10 protein-coding genes and 1 pseudogene are annotated in these 13,498 nt (G+C 51.6%); 4 read left to right on the top strand and 7 right to left on the bottom strand.

Going from position 1 to position 13,498, the window contains the following annotated elements; all coding sequences use genetic code 11:
• Window positions 1–6 precede the first annotated feature (6 nt).
• Window positions 7–399: a hypothetical protein gene (locus K5Q35_RS19320; RefSeq protein WP_220801020.1), complete on the bottom strand. Its 393-nt coding sequence runs from the start codon at window positions 397–399 to the stop codon at window positions 7–9.
• Between the two features lie 778 nt (window positions 400–1,177).
• Here K5Q35_RS19320 and K5Q35_RS19315 point away from each other — a divergent pair.
• Both K5Q35_RS19315 and K5Q35_RS19310 read left to right on the top strand, forming a co-directional pair.
• Window positions 1,178–1,324 (top strand): annotated as a pseudogene (locus K5Q35_RS19315) (IS3 family transposase); the annotation flags it as partial.
• 242 nt (window positions 1,325–1,566) lie between these two features.
• Complete coding sequence (locus tag K5Q35_RS19310) at window positions 1,567–1,716, top strand: hypothetical protein (protein WP_220801019.1); 150 nt, start codon at window positions 1,567–1,569, stop codon at window positions 1,714–1,716.
• A gap of 677 nt (window positions 1,717–2,393) precedes the next feature.
• Here the strand turns inward: K5Q35_RS19310 and K5Q35_RS19305 are convergent.
• From K5Q35_RS19305 to K5Q35_RS19280, 6 genes are all read right to left on the bottom strand, one after another.
• A complete protein-coding gene (locus tag K5Q35_RS19305) occupies window positions 2,394–2,780 on the bottom strand; it encodes a hypothetical protein (protein ID WP_220801018.1) in 387 nt (128 codons plus the stop codon).
• Window positions 2,781–2,804: 24 nt separating this feature from the next.
• Complete coding sequence (locus K5Q35_RS19300; RefSeq protein ID WP_220801017.1) at window positions 2,805–3,821, bottom strand: hypothetical protein; 1,017 nt, start codon at window positions 3,819–3,821, stop codon at window positions 2,805–2,807.
• Between the two features lie 178 nt (window positions 3,822–3,999).
• The gene (locus K5Q35_RS19295; protein WP_220801016.1) at window positions 4,000–6,141 is read right to left on the bottom strand and encodes an OmpA family protein; all 2,142 of its coding nucleotides are present in this window, start codon (window positions 6,139–6,141) and stop codon (window positions 4,000–4,002) included.
• Window positions 6,138–7,832 carry a hypothetical protein gene (locus K5Q35_RS19290; protein WP_220801015.1) on the bottom strand — a complete coding sequence of 565 codons (1,695 nt, stop codon included), beginning with the start codon at window positions 7,830–7,832 and terminating at the stop codon, window positions 6,138–6,140. The genes K5Q35_RS19295 and K5Q35_RS19290 overlap by 4 nt, the downstream gene beginning before the upstream one ends.
• Before the next feature lie 193 nt (window positions 7,833–8,025).
• Window positions 8,026–8,307, bottom strand: a complete 282-nt coding sequence (locus K5Q35_RS19285) for a hypothetical protein (protein WP_220801014.1) — start codon at window positions 8,305–8,307, stop codon at window positions 8,026–8,028.
• The gene (locus K5Q35_RS19280) at window positions 8,304–9,911 is read right to left on the bottom strand and encodes a heme peroxidase family protein (RefSeq protein ID WP_220801013.1); all 1,608 of its coding nucleotides are present in this window, start codon (window positions 9,909–9,911) and stop codon (window positions 8,304–8,306) included. The genes K5Q35_RS19285 and K5Q35_RS19280 overlap by 4 nt, the downstream gene beginning before the upstream one ends.
• Window positions 9,912–10,676: 765 nt before the next feature.
• Here K5Q35_RS19280 and K5Q35_RS19275 point away from each other — a divergent pair.
• Together K5Q35_RS19275 and K5Q35_RS19270 are read left to right on the top strand one after the other, a co-directional pair.
• Complete coding sequence (locus K5Q35_RS19275; RefSeq protein WP_220801012.1) at window positions 10,677–12,095, top strand: hypothetical protein; 1,419 nt, start codon at window positions 10,677–10,679, stop codon at window positions 12,093–12,095.
• Window positions 12,096–12,144: 49 nt separating this feature from the next.
• Window positions 12,145–13,470: a DegT/DnrJ/EryC1/StrS family aminotransferase gene (locus K5Q35_RS19270; protein WP_220801011.1), complete on the top strand. Its 1,326-nt coding sequence runs from the start codon at window positions 12,145–12,147 to the stop codon at window positions 13,468–13,470.
• Window positions 13,471–13,498: the final 28 nt, after the last annotated feature.

Here is a 13,498-nt window from a genome sequence, read left to right as displayed (position 1 = left end):
ATGCAGTCACGCCGTCTGATCTGGCATGTTTATAATCCTGTCGTTCATGGGGTGTAGTGTGGTTCCGGTGGCTACGATTTTCGCGCGTGGATAAATATGATCTGAACCTTCTGGCAGCACCAGGTGCAGTTCCTTGGCGCTACGGCGGATACCCACACCTGATTTTTTCGCAACCTTGTAAAGGTTGATGACCACGGTGGACTTTGACCAACCGGTTTCTGTTTCCAGCGCCTCTACACAGCACCCGTGTCCAAGAGCATCAATCAGATAGGCTGCAACCGTGCCATCATCGGGCAGGTTGACCTGCGAAAAATGCGCTGCCGGGTCGACGAGCATGCGGTCTGTATTGCGACGGTTCAAAGCATTCAGCCTGCGCGCTCTGGCCAGATTTACAGTCATTTTTGATCCTCACTTTTTAAAAAACTGAGCAGCTCTCTGCTCTTACTGGTTACTCTTTAGGATTTTTTACGCATGCACCTGATGGGTTTTGCAGGTGGACTCAACCTGCTGGCGGCGCCTGTTGAAAAAGGTTTTCATGGTGCGATTGCAATCGGGCTTTCGTGCCACGACGGCTGGTTGTAAGCGTCGAAGACTTGTGGAACTGTCATTTCCAAGATGATTAATCGCTGGAACAACACCACTGACGCAGTTGAAACAACCGCTTTTTACGCAGCCAATCACGCCGTAAGCGGTCGTCAGAAAGGTCCAGGCCCACATGTACAAACTCCAAAGCGTTGCCCCACCCAGATTTTGTACGGTACGGCGATCATCAATCCCGCCGCATTGAGATAAAGTTTATACAAGTTGTTATTGAATTTCAAATTTTGGTGTTTTCCGTCACCGGAGCGGAAACATTGATTAAAATTTGACTGGATTACGCATGGGGTGGGGGTGTTTTATTCAGACACTTCTTGCCAAATCGCTCTTAATGGTCTGATATAAATCATGAAATTCACCCTTGAAAATGTGGCGTTCAGTATCGGGCCTTCATGTGAGTTCTGAGCTGAAAATCCGAATCGCAACCCAGTTATAGGTGTTTGCCGAGTGTCTTATGAGGTGCTTTGGTCAATGCCCTGCCTCCCGAAACCTCCCTCTCTTCAATTTAGAGTTTGCTCACCCTTTCGAAGGAACAAACCGACGTGCAAGACCCGTAATAACCGAAGTCCAGATTACCGGGATGATCAAAGAACAAGAAACCGGGCTGCCGACGGCGCAAATGCGCCGCAGGAACGGTCTCAGCCAGGAGGCGTCCAACAGGCTCAAGTCGCAGAATGGTGGCATGAAGGATGCCGATGCGGCAAAGTTACTTGCTATCACCGATGAATAAGCGCAGCTGGAGCGTTCGCTGGCGGATACGAAGTTGGACTACGTTGTACTCAAGAAACCACTGGAAAAAGTGACAACGTCAAAAATCGACGAGCAGCGGCCGTGGCCCTGCCTCTAAGTCATCCACACAAGGCCCGTCTGTATGAAAAGTAGGTCGGCAAACTGATTGAAACCCTGAATGTGCCTGAGCATCGTGCTGAGGCGGCTCATGTGGTTCGATCCTCGGTTGAGATGATTGCTATGACACCATCCGTAGGCGAAAACCGTCTGGTATCTGATCTTCACGGCGAATTGGTGGGCAGTCTTGGAATGGCCGCCAAGGAACAAGTTCATCCACAACTGACCGATTTGACGATTACGGCACAAAAAGCCGTGATTGATGGGTTTTAAAACGAACAAAGACGTCCCGAAGGACGCCTTGCAAGTTAGTTTGGTTGCGGGAGGGCGCAACTCACGATTCCTACAATTACAGGAAAGCGCGGTCCCGAGGCTAGTAGCGTAAAAGAGAGCCAGCGCTTCGGGCGATAGAGTATTTCGAACTTATCTTAGCTATCACACCAGCGCTGTGCCGTTGGAACGCGTTCAATGGATACACCGCTCTCCGCCTGCTTCAGGATCGCCATGATCTACGCATCGCTGTACTTTGATTTTTTCATCAGAATCTCTTCATTCATCATTCGAGAAAATTCTACTTTCAGACACCCCTAGATTTCGGGGGTATTACCTCCCCTAACCGCGCTGCTCGCTGATGCTTCGACTGGGTCCTCTTCCATCGGTACTGTCGAAAATTAACCTACTGCGTCAGACTACGCACCTAACACAAGGCTAGCCTTTCTTACGAACTCACCGTTTATAGTGGCCGACCCCTCTCTTCAGCTCACCGCTCAAAACTCGTCCTGCTTCAGATTGTCAAACTTGAAGCTTGGTATTGCAAGAGGGCGGGTGTGTTGAAACCAACCAAACATACGTTACCTGCTGACCGCTAATCGTGACGGTGTCTCTATCTACCACTCGAATGGCCCCCGCAATAATCATCCCTGCGTTTCGAGGGCTTTATTGCAACGGCACTAGACGCCAAAAATCGCTTGTAGGTCTGTCACGAGTGTCGTTAGAAATCCTGCCGCTTTGGTCAACTTGTCCAAGGTCATCTTTGTCTTTTGCAGAGTTGTAATGAACTTGTGCGCCTTATCGGCCGCGTCTCGCAACGCTTTGCGCGACTTCCTGAGTTCATCAGGCGTTGTCAGTTGATCAGCTATCAGGGACAGTGCCGTGTCGTGATCCTTGGACATGGCATCAAGCGTGTTCTTGTAGCCGTTTGCCGTCGCCGTGTCCCCCTTGATCTTAGCCTTCAGCATCTCTTGTTCAGCCAAGCTGGCAACCTTGGAATAGTGAGTTCGGAGAATGCGAACCGTGTCCATCAGTTTGTCGAAACCGTCGTGGTTTGAAATGGTCATGATTTAACCTCCGGTGTTTTTTGGTTATTCAATTGCAGATACAGCGTCGACCAGCGCGCGGATGCGCGATGTGGCCTCTGCCAGCTGTTCCAAATCGCCGGGCGTCTTTAACGCTTCAACGATCGCACTGTGGGCAACACCAATGTCGGCGTATCGACGAAAAGACGCGCTGCGGTCCGCGACTGACATACTGGCAAACCGGTTTTCGATCTTCTTGAGACTTTCCGGATTACCAACAATTTGATCATCAATCCCATCGATGAACACTTGGTTCTGTGCGTCCAGTTGTTCACTTTCAGTGTTGAATTCCAAGATCGCAAGTTGAACGGATGCTTGACGGACAAACGCTTCCGCGTCTTCGACAATCCCTTTCAACAGCCTGTAGCGATAGGTTTCTAGGGCCTCGGTGGCAATCGTGGAAATGAAGGTCGCACGCGCAGCGCGGCGCTTCTTCACCTCGGTCCCATTCACCTTTTCCGCGCGGGAGATTGCGTCATCCAGACCAGTGAATGCGGTGTATGCAGCGGCGGCTGATGTGCCGATGTCCGTTGGTTCTGTTGCTTTGGACAGTGCTGCGATCTGTTGCGCATACGTCAACAAATCTTGTTTCAACAGCCAACCAAGCTGCTCTTTAAGCAAGGCCGTATTTGATGTTTGGATGACTTGCGCTGCGTCGCTCTGAACTGCCTCTGGGTCAAAAATGCTCGCAACAGCGACCAGCTCGTCGGTTGCACTGTCCAACACTTGCGGGATGATTTGACACGTCTGATCGAAAGACGCGGTCTCAAGATCGGGACGCACATAGTCACATGCCCCCCGGTCATTCGTTGCATATACAACCCGAGCCGCTGCAAAGTCTTGCCTGCGAGCTTCGTTCACGCGCTCCGGCAGCGTCTTCGCGCTTGCTGTGGCGTTGTCGGCAGCGACAATCCCTGAAACTGCGTCTCCAAAAGCGTCGATACTTGGGGTGATTGGCGCAGTCGAGCAACCGGCCACAAGTGCAAAACATATAACAGCCAAAGCAAATTTTCGATTAAACATTTTTTTTCCTGACTTCTGATATCTCTGAAGTGATCATGACGAGGCGGTATGGGGCCAGTCTTCCCTGTCTCGCTACTTGGTCGGGTTGAATGATGCTTTGTATGAGCTAAATCCAAGCGACTTTCGAACGTCGAGCATTTCTGGCACTGAACAAAAGCTATATAATTCAATAATAGACTCATGGGCCGTGGCCATCGGTGCCGCTAACGGGGAATGAGCAGTAGTAAAGGTCAACTCGGCGCATTTGATCTTCCGTCACAGCCGACAGACTAGTTTTGTGCTGTGACCAAAACTGCTCACTGGTTTGTGCGCCTATAGGCGTGAAACTGAACCGCATTGAGGTTTCGGGGAAGTGTTTAAGTAGGACTTCACGAACGTTCTCGGCACGCCTTTCTGCTAGGTTAAGGTTAGCAGTCGCTGGCCCAGTCGGGTCTGTGTGACCGCGCAAGATGACGAGATCGCCACCTTCGATACCGTTCACAAATTTTTTCAGGACCTCTAGGTTCTCATTCGTATGAGGTGCCTCAAGCATATCGTGTGAGCCTACGCGAAAATGAACGCTGGGTTCAAACTGCCGACAGCTTTGTGAACCGTTCACGTTGGATTGCTTCAGTGCTATCTGGAAGGGTTGTTCCAAAGCACTTTCGAAAGCACCGCGCACGCCGGTAATGTCCTCGATGGTAAGGTCTGCATAAAAAGATCCGATATGGCGCACGTCCCGTGCCAGGTCTTTTTCGAATGCGACAGCATTTTCAATCCGCAACTGTGTTGGTAAGCGCAAAGGCGAGGCTTCGCCGGGAGCGTTGAGCAAGTCCATCAGATTTTTCTCACGACTCTCAAATGGATCTGCGTCGAGCGTAAGGCGGCTGGGTATCGGTAGCCGGCCTTGGGTGTCTGACCCACTTAAAGCAGCCGCCAACCCCAAGTTGGTTGTGCGGAAGGGTTCATTGTCGAGCTCTAGGCGTGCATTTATACTGATCGGCCCGTTGCCGTCTGGGAATAGAAGGTTGCGTAACCGGTCAGGGTCAAGCGTTTCAGCTGGGATTAGGTTCGGTTGCACATTCAACGAGACTGGCGCTTGCAGCTCTGCGGTGAGTTCGCTCAAATTCTCATGTGCCTTGTCAACGGCTCTGTTTAGGTTTCCAACCCTTTCTAACAGTTCTTCTATCTGAGTTGTCTGGGGTAAGTTCCTAATGAAAACTGAACCATCTGCAAAACCGCTAAGCTTTGTAGAGATTTGGGCAATGTGCTGAGTGTTCTGTGCCATGCAGTAGACGGCGAAAGCGAAAAGATCGATGTCCTTAGAATGATCAGTCAAAGCCGCCATCGTCCCACAGATATGAGGGCTAACACTGATGGGCTCCGTTCTATCGGTCATGATAGTACTCACGAGTGCTGCGGTGCGAACGTCGCCCCAGGCAGCCTGATTTTTCTCATGTTGGGATGAGACAAGATGGTTGAATTTTTGTGCAATTCGCCGGTCATTATCATCAGGAAACGTCTGAGGTTCCATGCGCTGCAAAGGGCCTAATGTAGCAAAAGCGGCAATAAGACTAAGGATCGCAGCAGATCTGCGTTGGGACTGAAGGGTTTTCTCTTTCGCCCTGTTCACTTCGGATTCGTAAACTCGGTTGATGCGGGTCTCCAGATGCTCCACGTTAGGCAGCGCATTTGTAACGGGGTGCGCTTGGTTGAATTCTTTGAATTGCAGGGCGAGCGATGATATTTCGTTCAACGCGTTTTTCACCTTGCTTTCCTCATTGAAAATACGCTTGGCACCTTCCAGCTCGGCCACAGATTGTTGCAAAAAACCAAGCCCGACGATTGGAAGGAGCCATACGACCTTAATCAGCGTTTGTGTGTAGTGCACGATTTCTTCGTTTGCTGTCAGTAAAGGGGCGAGTGGCTTGCCAAGGCTTTTCAATGAGGCAAACCATGGTGTGCCAAAGTCCCAATACGGCTCCCCGAAAACGAGCATAAGATAAACTGCTATCAGGCCTGATACAGGCAGGAATGCTTGGCCCCAATGCGTGTAGAACGTGCGGATGATCGTTTCTCTGAACCAATTCTGATCGCTTTGTTGTTTTATGTAGCTTGCCAGGAATCCCGTCGCCAACCAAATGAGGACACTCCCAAGAGCAAAGAGGCAGGAGAAGAACATCAGTTGCCGTCTTGATAGCGCCCAGCCGGTATCTGCGCCATTTTGCCAAGCGAGAAGTCCCGGTAAGAAGACAATGCTCACACCAAAAAGGCCATAGAGAGTGATCGCCAAGACCTGGATGCGAAAGAAACGGTTAAGTGGATGTGTGACCCGTATCATGCCGCGGCCCCCCGTTGGGGTCTTACGTCATCGACGAGCAGAGAGAGACCATCTTCGATCACCATGGGATACCGTTGGCCAAGGGCTGCAAGGGGTGACATCTGTGCTGTGCGTGATTGGAGCGGCCCGTGAAAACGGACAGTCTGCTGCAGGTCTACTGCTTCTGGGTTGCGCAGATGCCGCATGAGGCCTTGGAGAGTTTTAGCGGTCGAGCGGCGTCCGGTCGGAGTGCGTACCTCGCAAAGTTCGACCGGGCGAAGGAAGGTGGGTGGCACTGTTATGCGGTGGTCAGCAGCCAAGTCAATGAGAGGGACGCGTCTGTCATACGGGACATGAAGCACGTTGCGCGCGCTTTCGGCAATAAGCATGGCGATGTGCGCAACAGGCATCCCCTGCAAGTCGCGAATGTGAATGGCCAGCAGGCCATCATCATACCAGATGAGGTCAATTTCGCGTTTGTCAGTGGCTTGCTCCAGCCAACGCTTCGTTAACGTCCAGCCTTGTCCTATTTCCGCAAGGGACATGTAAGCTCCTTGCATTCTACCTTTCTGACGAATGCTGGATCCAACTTTTGATCGCTTTATCTCAAGCACTTCGTCCCTGAAATCGCGCATGGTCAGATCGCGGTCGGCATCGTCCATTGCCGTGCTAAGCTTAAGCTCTACTTCGCGGTGTTTTTTTTGATGGTAGTGCTTGGTGTAGCTGGGGGTGGCAGCCCAATCCAAGAATAAAGATGACCCAAATTCGTGAGACTCTTCTGCTGCATCAGCAGCAATTGAATCAGTTTTGGGTTCGATTTTCGTTGTGGGATACCACCGTCGTAGCTGCGGCAGGGCGCTGTCAGCGGATTGAACCGGGGCAAAATAAATACCCTCAGGCTCAACAAAGGCGGTGAGCGTTCCCTTGAGCAACTCGGTTTGCACCAGTTTGAGATCGTCAGGTAAAAGTTCTCCATATCTTTCGAGTGTTGGGCTTGGGCCAAGGATCGCGTCGCGGAAGTCGTGGGAGGCTTTCTGGCTCGCCTGACCTTCTTCGTATCCTTCGCGGTATTCCTTCGTAAACTGGCGCGCGCGCTTGGTGATATCTTTGGTTAGTTTTGCCTTCACCTTTTCCCGAAGATCTGACTGCGCAGCAGCTTCTATCCGGGCCTTTGCAACTGCCAAAACGTCATCAAGCTGACTTTCAGCGGACGCATGCCAGAAGGTAATCCTCTCGATCAAAGGTTTCGCTTCAGCCGTAAGCTGGCCAAGGTCGTTACGGGCTTTGTCGGCAATAGCTGCCAGATAAAGCAAAGCTGCATCCCGGATTCTTGCCAGCTCTAGATCGTTTGCATCAATACGTTCTTCTACAACCCTAAGCAGAGCGATAAGCTCAACGCCTAGTTCGTTTTCGTCTCCCCAAAACGCGCTTATTGGGTTTGGGTCGACTTGCTCCGGGTCTTTTGACAGTTCCAAGTTGTTGAGCCACTTCATTGCCCAAGCTTTCAGAATGTCCTCCCTCAAGGACACCCCACTAGTCTTTTGAGGTTTCGTAAGTACCGCATGCGCAGTCTTGTGAGCTGCCATGGCATCTCGTTCAGCCTCATTTGCAGTTTGGTTGGCCGATTCTATAGCCTTCTTTACGATGACATGCGCCGGCGATGCGGTGAACGTCCGTTCGATGCTCCCGATGAGGATACTAACGAGTTTCATAGCGAAGAACTCTGTCCAGCTGCGGAGAATTTTTGTCAGTGAGGTATAATGCGGGCAATTCTGAGCTACCGGACAAAGAAGCGGCGAATTGCATAAATAGAAAGTTCATCGTTGAAATCCTTTGAATTGAGACGTTGGCCAGCGCGGCGTTATAAGTCCTCCGCTGTCCAACGTCAGGGAGTGGGAGGCCTCCCTATGAGCGCTGAATTTCGACAATCTCTTCACTGCTGCCAGGCGGAGCAAGATAACCTGCAATGAGCGTGATTATGACCGTCAACGCACCCGTCACGTCGGTGGGAATTGCGGGACCCTCACCGAGGCCATACAACCACACCAAAATCTGAACGATGGCTGCGGCGATGACGGCGGCTGTTACCTTTTGTGCTGGCGCATTTGAGTTCATGCGGCGCAACGTTCCGCGGTCTCTGGCCACAGGGATGGCAGCGGTTGATTTGTTTGATGAGATGTCGCTCATGTGCCTTTTCCAATTGGATTGATGTCATCGACGAAACGCAGCAGATCAGCCATTGTAAATGTATCGGGATTGCTGGATGGAAGTTCAGGCGTCCAGTTTTTGCGCTGCCAAAGGAATGAATTGTGGTCGCCATGAACCAGTCCAAGGAAGGTTTCGGCGATGATTGTTGACCCGACCGGGCCAAGACGAACACCACCGTGGATCACCTCTGCTTCTTTCAGGACGTAGAACCAAAGTGGCGTGTCACTGTTTAATCCGTGCTTTTTGGCAATTGTACCGGCTGGTCCCGTCGCCACTTCTTCAGGGGTGAGTGACTTGACGCCGATTGCATTGGCCACAGCCTGCCCTGATGGCAAACCTAACTGCGATCCGCGTCGCAAATTGCGAAATGCCAGTATCGCCTCTGGCCTGCGTTCGCCCGGAAGATTGGCGAGCATCGGCGCCAGTTTAGTATCAATAAGGCGCGTCGCATTGGGTGAAAGATCAGGATCAAGGTCGTAGAAGCGACGCCAATCGATAATCCAGTTACCTGGCAATCCTGGAAGTTTGCCTCCGGGTATCCCTGGCGTCGGTAAGGTGCTTGGATCATCAACAAGTTCTCCGACGATAGCCCCTGACTTTCCGGTGAAACCGAACAGCAAAGCCAAGCTGGCAGGGGTCAGTCCACCTTCACGGAACACGCGATTGAAATCGTATTGCTCTCGTATCATTGAGTGACCAAGCCGATATGCCGCTGCAGAAAACTCGGCAGGCATGAAAGGAGTCTTCTCGAAACGATAGAAGCGACGGCCCTTGTGCATGATCTTGCGGACCAAACCGGGCTCCGTTAGGCGTTCCACAAAATCAAAGAGCACGATCCATTGATAATGCCATGTTACGATTCGGCGTGCTTCCTGAAATTGTTCTGCACCGTTTAGCTCAGGACGCTGCACGGACAGATGATCGATGACTTTATTATGAAACTTCAGAAAGGCCAAATGAGTTTGGGCAATTGCAAGGTTTTCGTCGTTTCTTTCGTCGCCAATGACAGCTCTACCCACTTGGTTCCGCGGTAAATCGTTGGGCAGCGCACTGTCGAGACCCTCGTTAGGTGAAGGCATGGTCTTACCAATCAGAAATTTGTTGGTCGGTCCGTAGGGCGGTACGCTTATGCGAGCGTATAGCTGCGGGTCAATTCCCTGGCTTTGCCCGTAAAGGGAATCCAAGTCCAATGCAGGCGTTCTGAAATTTCTAGTTGCCGTAGGATCAGCCATCTGATCTGAAAGCGGAGTCGTATCGAGCGTAATGTCGTGATCGACGAATTGCCCAAGGTAGGTAAAACCTGCCGGGATATTCCGGTTATCACCGCTGGGATTGCTTGGCGGGTTGTCGACCATGGCTTCCGCGAGTTCAATCAGGGGGGCATCGTCTACTATTAAAGCCGGCAAATCACCAAACATGCGCCCAAACTTACCGGGATCTCCATTGGCGGCGATCCCATTAAGGGTGGCAGTGGTCAGTGCGCGTGTGGAAGTACCATGCGACTGTGTCAAAGTGGCTTTAGGTTTATCAAGCACCACCTCTCCATCAAGGCCGCTCGATCTAGTAATATCTTCTGGGCTCATTTGTATTCCCTCCAAGTTGAACAGCTACAAAGCTAGTTGTAGGCCGTTACAGGAGCGGTAAATCTTCACCATCGGAGTGGAGTTAACAGTCGCAGATGCAAGTGTAAGCCGAATTTCTTCAGGTATTTGAATGCCAAGACCACGATAAGGTTTGCACCTGAGAGAAAGGTCCGTGTTCCCCATCACAGCGGATAACCTGCTTCGTTAACGTTAATTTAACGCTTAGATCACGCGCGTTCAGGCAGGATCGCAGCAGCTTACCGAATCAGAGCAAGAAACGTGTCAGGGTTTAACTCGATGGAAAAAAGTGCCTCGTTGTCCAGTAACTTGGGCCTTCCGATGTTTGCATATTCTGCATCGCCATCGTCGTGGTGCGCGAATTCTAAACCCGACGACTGCATTCTGGCATCGGAAATTCCCTCGGATGTTGACAGAATTCTTAGAAGGGGCTCCACTACAACGTGTATTGATGACTGTAAGAGTGAGGGTTTGGAGAAAAGATATTCATCAGGAGCACAAATTGAAGCAAACCATTCTGGTTCGACTTTTAGAGTCAAAATCTGGGGGTCGTTTGACCTACAAAGATCTGATGGGCGGTCCATCAGGCCCACGGTGCGAAAGGCATGTGGCCTTCTCGCTATTCTAGCGCTTAGCAACGGGCACAGACAATCGCGCAAATGGTTGCAGACACAATTGTGGTCAGACAGCTCTGCAGCGCAGGGGGCAGGAAGCCTGCGTCAGGAGTTAGCCCGGCTGAAACGTTTGTTGGGCGACGCAATCGGTTCGGACAGCATAGATATTTGGCTCGCCTCCGAACGCTTTATATTTGACCATGAAGTAGACGCTCCACCACAAGGTGTCGAGCTTCTACAGGGTATCGACATTGAAGACGAGGCATTTGAAGACTGGCTGCGCGAACAGCGGCAATTAAACAGTCGATCGTACAACAGCGCTCGTGACGACGAGGATATACCAGCCTCCACGGTCTCGTTTGTGCAAAGATCGCCACGCGAGTTTGTTGGACGCCATCATAGAAAACACTGCACAGTAATCTTTGACACATCGGCGAAGGGAGACCTTGATGCAGATGTAGCAGCGATGTTTTTTTCAGAACAACTGCATCGGAGCCTTGACCAGTACGACGTGTTCTCTTGCGTGTCGCACAGCCACAATAATACAGACGGAAGGAACGGTCAGACGCCGATTGATCGCCTAGCCGTCATCGTACGGATTAACGCTTTTGCCTATGGAAATGAGGTCTGCATAGGCGTTGCACTGGACAGTGGCGCTCAAGGGCGACGTCTTGACTTCAAAAGCGCCATAGTTTCGCCTGGAATTTCGCAACTACGCTCTTCCATAAAAATTGGCGGTTTGGTGCGGCATACAGTGGAGACTCTTCTCGACAATCTAGAGTTCGAAGCGTTGCCGGCCGGAGCCACTGCCGAAGCGTTGATGCTAGCCAATCAGGCTCGTAAACTGACTTTCAAACTGGACAAGCAAAGTCTCTTGATTGCAGAGGATTTGCTCTCTCGGGCTTACGAGCTTGATCCGCGCGGGCAATACATTGCATGGCGTGGCTTCTTGCGGAACACTGCCTTTTTCCAGCATCGCGACGCTAACATTTTTGAGGAAGCCTATGCCTCAGACGTACTGACGCTTGAGGCGCTGCATCAAGCGCCCAACAACGCCATCGTGCAGGCGTTCTCTTCGCAAATCGATTACATCAATCAGGGCAATCTGGCAGAACCGATGCACAAGGCCGAACGCGCGGTCGCACTTGACCCGACCGACCCACTGGCTCGGGCACTGTTGTCGAACGCCTTGATCGTGAACGGTCATCTGAACGAAGGCTATGAGGTGGCGTTGCAGGCCATCGTCCTGTCATCGGGCGGGCGCTATGAGTTTTATTTCCATCACTTCGCCTGCATGGCCGCGACCGCGGCGCACAATTACGAAACCGCGCTGTCACACGCGCGAGCTAGCACCAACAGCATGCCGCATTTCGTATCCCCGCGCCGCTATGAGGTGGCCTTGGCAAACCACCTAGGCGACCAGCAGGGCGTCGATCACGCGGTCGGAGCCATGCGCCTTGTAGAGCCTGAATTCGAATTACAATCGCTGCTGGACCCGACCTATCCGGTCAACACACTGCGGCGTCTACCGATCATTGAGACGGTTCAATAGGTATGAGACTTGGGCCCACTTTGAGGGGCATTAACCTGGGGGAAGAATAATGGCTGACAGCAAAGATGAAAAAATCCTGAAGCTGGGAGAGCAAGAAATTGAAGAACTGAAGAATGCTATCAAGCTCCCCAAGGGGCTATGGGCATATTCCAACGATGCGTTTTATGGATCACTCGCGAAAGGTCTTGACGAACTAAAGAAACACTTTCGCGATGTAGGTGGTGGTGATGTTTTCCTAACTCCCACTTCTTCTGGAACCGCCAGCATCCAGGTTGCTCTAGGTGCTTTGAAAATTCCGGCTGGCAGCGAAGTCATCGTGACACCCATCACGGACCCTGGAAGCGTCAACCCAATCATCTTTCACAACGCGATCCCTGTGTTCGCAGATGTAGACCCTCGTTCCGGCCTCATCACCCCGGAAACCGTCAAGGCCAAGCTGACCCACCGCACACGTGCAGTCATCGCGGTTCACCTGACAGGTTCTGCGGTCGATGTGCCCGGCATTCGCGCCATGCTGGATGAAGAAGGGCACGGGAAAGTCCTGATCATCGAAGACGTGGCGCAGGGGCTTGGAGCGTCACTGGACGGCAAACCTTTGGGCACCTTGGGGGACGCTGGTTGCTTCAGTCTGAACCATTGGAAACATATTACAACCGGCGAAGGCGGTTTTGTTCTGACGAAAGACAAACGCAGCTTTTACAGTTGCATGAGCTTTGCTGATAAGCACCGCGATCGGTTAAACTCCCCCTATCCTGAAGACGGGATATTCAAGGGTTTCGGCCATAGCATGAGGCTCAGCCAACTGGACGGGGCAATGCTGCTGGCGCAAGTTCCAAAGCTGGAGCGCATGGCAGAAGCGCGGCGCAGATTTGGTTTGGCTCTAGACGCCGAGATACGGAAACAAACCGACCTCGTTCCTCAAACGCATTTGACCAACGCTGACCCATCTTTCTTTGGGTACATGTTTGCGACTCCGACAGAAGTACCGAAATTCAAGTCCCCAGCATTCAAGGAAAAGATGAAGGAAAGACTTGGTGCACTTGGGTTCCGTTGGAACGGGTCTTCTTACAACTACTATGACTTGCCAATTTTTGAGTACGATGCCTTCAAAACCCGAAACTTTGGTGCCGCCGAAGCAATTGACCCGCGAACCAAATGCCCGATCTGGCCCGCAGAAATTGTAAGCGAGATGGCCTTTGGCAAGATCGATGCGAAAGGCAAGGACTTCTTCGACTACACGCACGAAAAGTGGACCGACTGCCCAAACGCGAAAAGCTACCTTAAGCGCAGTTTTTGGATCAGCATGAATGAAACAAGTAAAGAAGAAGACGCTGCAAAAATCGCTAAGGTTCTTGCAGAAATGTTCCAGCCTTAAACCAAGTTAATACGCTCAGGTACAAACT

This window comes from Roseobacter sp. OBYS 0001 (assembly GCF_019654895.1).
GTDB lineage: Bacteria > Pseudomonadota > Alphaproteobacteria > Rhodobacterales > Rhodobacteraceae > Roseobacter > Roseobacter litoralis.
Note: the sequence above shows the minus strand (reverse complement) of the source record. Positions and strands in the feature narration are given on the sequence as shown.

Bases quoted from the DNA above. Each gene is read 5' to 3' on its own strand.
- K5Q35_RS19310 (WP_220801019.1), top strand. From the start codon at position 1,567: ATGACACCATCCGTAGGCGAAAACCGTCTGGTATCTGATCTTCACGGC.
- K5Q35_RS19290 (WP_220801015.1), bottom strand. From the start codon at position 7,832: ATGAAACTCGTTAGTATCCTCATCGGGAGCATCGAACGGACGTTCACC.
- K5Q35_RS19270 (WP_220801011.1), top strand. From the start codon at position 12,145: ATGGCTGACAGCAAAGATGAAAAAATCCTGAAGCTGGGAGAGCAAGAA.
- K5Q35_RS19300 (WP_220801017.1), bottom strand. From the start codon at position 3,821: ATGTTTAATCGAAAATTTGCTTTGGCTGTTATATGTTTTGCACTTGTG.
- K5Q35_RS19320 (WP_220801020.1), bottom strand. From the start codon at position 399: ATGACTGTAAATCTGGCCAGAGCGCGCAGGCTGAATGCTTTGAACCGT.
- K5Q35_RS19305 (WP_220801018.1), bottom strand. From the start codon at position 2,780: ATGACCATTTCAAACCACGACGGTTTCGACAAACTGATGGACACGGTT.
- K5Q35_RS19280 (WP_220801013.1), bottom strand. From the start codon at position 9,911: ATGAGCCCAGAAGATATTACTAGATCGAGCGGCCTTGATGGAGAGGTG.
- K5Q35_RS19285 (WP_220801014.1), bottom strand. From the start codon at position 8,307: ATGAGCGACATCTCATCAAACAAATCAACCGCTGCCATCCCTGTGGCC.
- K5Q35_RS19295 (WP_220801016.1), bottom strand. From the start codon at position 6,141: ATGATACGGGTCACACATCCACTTAACCGTTTCTTTCGCATCCAGGTC.